The sequence below is a fragment of the Streptomyces sp. NPDC056222 genome (assembly GCF_042264065.1).
Lineage (GTDB): Bacteria > Actinomycetota > Actinomycetes > Streptomycetales > Streptomycetaceae > Streptomyces.
Genome location: NZ_JBHJTL010000097.1, coordinates 22,928 through 28,934, shown reverse-complemented (window position 1 = coordinate 28,934; position 6,007 = coordinate 22,928). Strand labels below are relative to the sequence as shown.

The following is a 6,007-nucleotide window of genomic DNA, read 5'->3' as shown; positions in this document are numbered from 1 at the left end:
CAGCCGGAGCGTGAGGGCTCCGGCGCGCCGCCCCTTCTGTCGGAGCGTCACCCACCCCGCGAGCCTCGAGTGCTCCCTCACCGGGCCTCAGTGATGGTGGGTACCACCGGAGGTCTGCGCGGCCGACTCCCCCTTCGCAGCCCCCGCGTTGTGGGTTCCGTGGTCTCCGTGGCCCGGCACGGTGCCGTCCGGCTTGGCCACCAGGAAGAGGCCGGCCATGCCCATGTCGGAGTGGCTCTGCACGTGACAGTGGTACATCCAGGCCCCGGCTCCGACCTGCTCGCCCGCGATGATCTGGAATCCGAACGAGTCCGCCGGACCGGTGATCTTGTTGTCTATCACCCGGCTCACGTCCTCCGGGCCGGCCAGGAGCCCGGTGCGGTTGTCGGCCCAGCGGTGACCGTGCATATGGAACGTGTGATAGTACTCGCCATGCGTGATCATGACGATCTCCACCCGATCACCCACCGTGGCAAGGAAGTTGGGCGGATCGGACGCCGGCCGGTTGTTGATCGTCATGTCGTTGAAGACGATGGTGAACTGCTTGTCCGGGAGGATGTCGCCCTTGCGGCGCACCACCAAGGCACCGTACAGGCCCTTGCGGATGCCTCCGGTGCCGTGATCCGTGCCCACGACATGGTCGTGGTAGTGCCAGTACCCGGCGCTGCCCGGGCGCCAGGTGCCGTCGGAGCGACGGCCGGGGGCATGGGTGCGCCAGGTGTACGTGCGGGTTGCGCCCGGTTCGACGTGGCTTCCGCTCATCCTCGTACCGTCGTTGTCGATGTCGTAGTCCACGCCGTGCGGGTGGAGGCTCACGGGGACGTCCATCAGGTTCTCGAACTCGATGTGGATCGTGTCGCCCTCGTTGAGCTCGATCGGCGGGCCGGGAACGGTGGCCTTGCCCTTCTCCAGGCCGTAGCCCATTCGTCCGTCGGCCAACTTCTCGGCGTACAGCTTGAGATGGCGTATCTGCCCGCCGGCCGGGGCAGTTCTCGGTGTGGCTGCCGCGACGGGTGTGGCGCTGGAGGCGGAGGTGAGAGACAACGATGTCACGCCGGTCGCGGCGACGGCTCCGCCTGCGAGCAGGCGACGGTTGAAGCTGCGTCTGTCCATGCCGAACTCTCCGCTTCTCGGTGGAGATTGACGGGGCGAAGGGCCCCTGGGGACGGCCCACACGGTAGCGGGACGACTCCAGTTTCTCCACGCTCAGGACAAAGTTCGTTCCTTTGCGGTCATAGGTATTGGCGAACCGAGCAAAGAGGTCTAGCTTCAACGGCTGTTGTTGTGACCTCAGAGGGATGGGTGACCCATGAAGCGCACACCACATCACCAAGCGAGATCAAGAACAGGCTTCGCGGTGGCGGTACTTGGGGCCGGGGCCCTGACCGCTTCGCTGCTCGGCGGAGCCTCCGCCTCGGCCAGACCGTATCCGGATCCGCCGTCGACCATGGCCTCGACAACGTTGTCGCTTCCGTCTCCACCAGGCGGCGCGAACGTACGGGTACTCGTCTTCCACGGGTCGGCGACCGAGGAGTCGCCGACGGTCGACGCGGGCATCGCTGCCGTCGAGACCATCGGGCTGACCGGTCCGACCGCCGGACGCTACCGAACGGAGGCCACCGACGACCCGGCTGTCTTCACCGACGCCAAGCGACTCGGCAGGTACAACGCGGTGGTGTTCCTGACCGGGGGCGGCGATGTGCTCGACCCGGAACAGGAGGCCGGTCTCGAGGCCTACATGGAGGCGGGCGGCGGATTCGTCGGCGTCCACGAGGCGGCGCGCACCGAGCCGTACTCCACCTGGTACACCGGCCTGGTCGGCGCACGGCCAACCGGCGCTCCGAGCAGCGCCCAGCGTGCGGTGGTGGAGGTCGGCGACCGACAGCACCCGGCCACCAAGTCCCTTCCGCTGGAGTGGAAGCGGCCCGACAAGTGGTTCAACTGGGACCGCAACCCGTCCGGCACCGTCCACACCGTGGCGCGGGTCAGGGAAGGCTCGTACCAGCCCGTGGCCAAGCCGAACGGCTGGGACCACCCGGTGTCCTGGTGCCGTGACTACGACGGCGGCCGGTCCTTCTACACCGCGATGGGCGGAACCGTCGACAGCTACGCCGAGGCCGACTTCCGCGACCATCTGCGGGGTGCGATCGCCTGGACCGCCCGCATCTCCCAGGCGGACTGCAAGGCGACCATCGACGCCAACTACACCGCCGAGCGCGTCACCAAGCCCAACCAGCCCGGCCAGAACGACCAGATAGGCGAGCCCCACGGCCTGGTCACCGCTCCCGACGGGCGCATCCTGTACATCGGCCGCGGCGGCGCCGACTCCAGTGTGCCGGTGGTCACGGACTGGAACAACCCGGACATCGGCAAGGGGAACGGCGAGGTCCACGTCTACGACCCGAAGACCAAGCAGGTCACCAAGGCCGGCGCGCTCACCGTCTTCGGCAACAAGGGCGGCGGCGACGAACTGGTCAAGAACGAGGAGGGGCTGCTCGGCATCGAGCTCGACCCCGACTTCATGACCAACGGCTGGGTCTATCTGCACTACACGCCTCACTCCCGCATCGACCGCGACGCGCACATGGGCGAGCGGAGGGTCTCCCGCTTCACCCTCGACCTCGCGACGAACCGGCTCGACCTGGCGAGCGAGAAGGTGCTGCTGAGCTGGCCGGTCCAGATCCACAGCTGCTGCCACGCGGGCGGCGGGATGGCCTGGGACTCCAAGGGCAACCTCTACATCGCCACCGGGGACACCAACTCATCGGGGTCCAGCGGTGGTTACTCGGGCAACAACCCCGCCCCGAACTTCAAGGGCGTCTCCTTCGCGGACGCGCGCCGCACCGCCGGCAACACCAACAACCTCAACGGCAAGATCCTGCGGATCCACCCCGAGGACGACGGCACCTACACCCTCCCCGCGGGCAATCTGTTCACGGGCGAGGAGACCGACGAGGGCGGCGGGAAGACCCGCGGCGAGATCTACGTGATGGGCGTGCGCAACCCCGCGCGCATCTCCGTCGACAGGACGACCGACATCCTCTACGCCGGCTGGGTCGGCCCCGACGCGGGCGCGCCGTCGACGACCTGGGGCCCCGCCAAGTACGACACGTTCGCCGCGATCACCAAGCCGGGCAACCACGGCTGGCCGTACTGCATGGGCAACAAGCAGCCCTACCGGGACCGCGGCCCGACCGATCCGAGCAAGCCGCTCGGCTGGTACGACTGCAACGCACCGAAGAACGAGTCGCCGAACAACGACGGCCTCGTGAACCTGCCGCCGGTGACGGCGAACACGATCTGGTACTCGCCCCAGGGCGGCGGCGTGGACTACCCGCGGGACGCCAACGGCATCCCGAGCTACAAGCAGGAGGAGCAGAAGCTGCTGCTCCCGTGGCTCAAGGGCGGCGGGCAGGCGACCATGAACGGCCCGCTCTACCGCTACGACGCGGCGAGCGACTCGACCGTGAAGTGGCCGTCGTACTGGGACGGCAAGTGGTTCGTCGGTGACTTCTACGACGGGGAGCAGCCGCGGCACGCCGTGCTGACCGATCCGAAGACCGTCGGCAAGGGCGGCATGCCGGTGCACGCCGAGTCGCTGAAGAAGATCATCCCGGTCGGGCAGGGTGGCATCCGCAACCTGATGGACTGGAAGTTCGCCCCCGACGGCTCGCTGTACGTCCTCGACTACGGGCGCGGCTTCTTCACCTCCCACCCCGACTCCGCGCTGTGGCGCGTGACCTACAAGGGCGGCGGGCCCACCCCGGCCGCGGACCAGCTGGCAAGGAAGGCGGCGCGGTGACCATGAGACACAGAGGCCCGAGGCTGTGGGCGGCCCTGCTGGCCGCCGTCGCGATGATCGTGGGACTGACCTCGGCATCCGCCTACGGCAGGTCCGACGACGGACGGCGGAACGCCGCGGCCCAGGTGCTGACCTGGAAGGCCGGCGATCCGATCGACCGCTATCTGGAGTTCCCCACCACGGCGGTGGCCGGCCCGACGACCATCGTCTTCGAGAACAGCACGGCCACCGGCAACACCACCGGCATGCCGCACACCCTGACGTTCGACGTCTCCGACCCCGAGTACAACAACGACGTCCCGCTCAACATCCTGGCCAACCCGAGCGACGCGAACGGCGGCCGGCACACGGCCGAGGTGACGCTGACCCCGGGCCGGTACCTCTTCAAGTGCACGATCCCCGGCCACGGCCAGATGCAGGGCATCCTCACCGTCACCGAGGGCGGCGGCGAGGACACCACCGCTCCGGAGACCACCGCGAAGGTCGAGGGCGACCGCAACGCCGAGGGCGCCTACGTCGGCCAGGCGACGGTCACGCTCGGCGCGACGGACGCCGGTTCGGGCGTCGACAAGGTCGAGTACGCGGTCGGCGCCGACGGCCCGTGGCAGCCGTACACCGTCCCGGTCGTCGTCGACCAGGTCGGCGCCCACACGATCCGCTATCGGGCGAGCGACAAGGCGGGCAACACGGCCGCAGAGAAGACCGCCGCGTTCACCGTCGTCGCCCCGCCCACCGACGACACGACGGCGCCGGAGACCTCGGCGACCGTGACCGGCGAACAGGACGACCAGGGCCGCTATCTCGACATGGCCACGGTGACGGTCACCGCGTCCGACACCGGTTCGGGCGTCAACACCATCGAGTACGCGATCGGCGACGGCGCCTGGCAGCCGTACACCGCCCCCGTGATGGTGCACGAGGCGGGCACCCACACCGTCCGCTACAAGGCCGGCGACAAGGCGGGCAACACCGCGGCCGAGAAGTCCGTCGGCTTCACGGTCGTGACGCAGCCCGACCCCGACACCACCGCCCCCGAGGCCTCGGCCTCCGTCGCCGGCGTGCGCAACTCCGACGGGGCGTACATCACCAGCGCCACCGTCACGCTGTCGGCGACCGACGCGGATTCGGGCGTCGACCGGATCGAGTACTCGCTCGACGGCGGCCCGTATCTCGCCTACACCACCCCGGTGATCGTCGACCGCGTCGGCCACCACACGGTGCTGTACCGGGCGACGGACAAGGCGGGCAACACCTCCACGGCGAGGAGTACCGCCTTCACCGTCGCCGAGGGCGGCGGGGTGCCCGCGCCCAACTGCCCGGAGTTCGACGAGCGGTCGACCGTCATCGTCGGGACAGTCGACACCGGCGTCCCGAACCGGATGACGAACAGCCGCTGCACGGTCAACGAGCTCATCGAGGACGAGAAGGACTGGTCCTCGCACGCGCTGTTCCTCAAGCACGTCGACACGGTGATCGACCGGCTGCTCGCCGACGGTGTCATCGACACCCGCGAGCACAAGAAGATCTACCGGGCGGCCAAGCAGTCGGGCATCGGCAAGCCGGGCCAGACCGAGGGATACCGCGATCTGTTCGACGGCACCGCGGCAAGCTTCTCGAAGTGGCAGCACGTCGGAGGCGGGCAGTTCGCGCTGAGCGCGGACGGTGCCATGACCAGCAGCACCACGGTGCCGGGCATGGGCATGCTGTGGTTCCCGCAGCGGCAGTACGGGGACCTCTCGCTCAAGCTCCAGTGGCGCGACGACGCCCCGGGAGCGGGCAACGCCAACGGCGGTGTCTTCGTGCGCTTCCCGTACGTCCACGGCAACCCCGAGGAGACCCGTCCGGAGTGGGTCGCCATCAAGTACGGCCATGAGATCCAGGTCCTCGACCGGCCCGACGGCGACATGTACAAGACGGGTTCGGTCTACGGCTTCGACCGCGTGGGCCTCGCCGGCGCAGGGGTGACGCCCAAGGGCACCTGGAACGACTACGAGATCCGCGTGGAGGGCCAGCACTACTCGGTCTTCCGCAACGGCAAGCTGATCAACGAGTTCGACAACACCGGTGGTCAGGTCTTCCAGCCCCCGCGTGGCGACGACCCGGGCACGGACGGCCGACGCTACGCCTCCGGCTACATCGGGCTCCAGGTCCACGGCACGACGGACGTCATCTCCTACCGGAACATCCGGGTGAAGGAGTTGTAGA

Annotated in this window: 3 protein-coding genes; 2 read left to right on the top strand and 1 reads right to left on the bottom strand. The window is 68.8% G+C overall.

What is annotated here, in order from left to right:
- Positions 1-87 precede the first annotated feature (87 nt).
- Complete coding sequence (locus tag ACFC0D_RS31780; protein WP_376443430.1) at positions 88-1,113, bottom strand: multicopper oxidase domain-containing protein; 1,026 nt, start codon at positions 1,111-1,113, stop codon at positions 88-90.
- Positions 1,114-1,309: 196 nt separating this feature from the next.
- Here ACFC0D_RS31780 and ACFC0D_RS31775 point away from each other — a divergent pair, with 196 nt between their 5' ends.
- Both ACFC0D_RS31775 and ACFC0D_RS31770 read left to right on the top strand, forming a co-directional pair.
- The gene (locus tag ACFC0D_RS31775) at positions 1,310-3,802 is read left to right on the top strand and encodes a ThuA domain-containing protein (protein ID WP_376443427.1); all 2,493 of its coding nucleotides are present in this window, start codon (positions 1,310-1,312) and stop codon (positions 3,800-3,802) included.
- A 2-nt stretch (positions 3,803-3,804) separates the two neighbouring features.
- Positions 3,805-6,006, top strand: a complete 2,202-nt coding sequence (locus tag ACFC0D_RS31770) for an OmpL47-type beta-barrel domain-containing protein (protein ID WP_376443424.1) — start codon at positions 3,805-3,807, stop codon at positions 6,004-6,006.
- Position 6,007 lies beyond the last annotated feature (1 nt).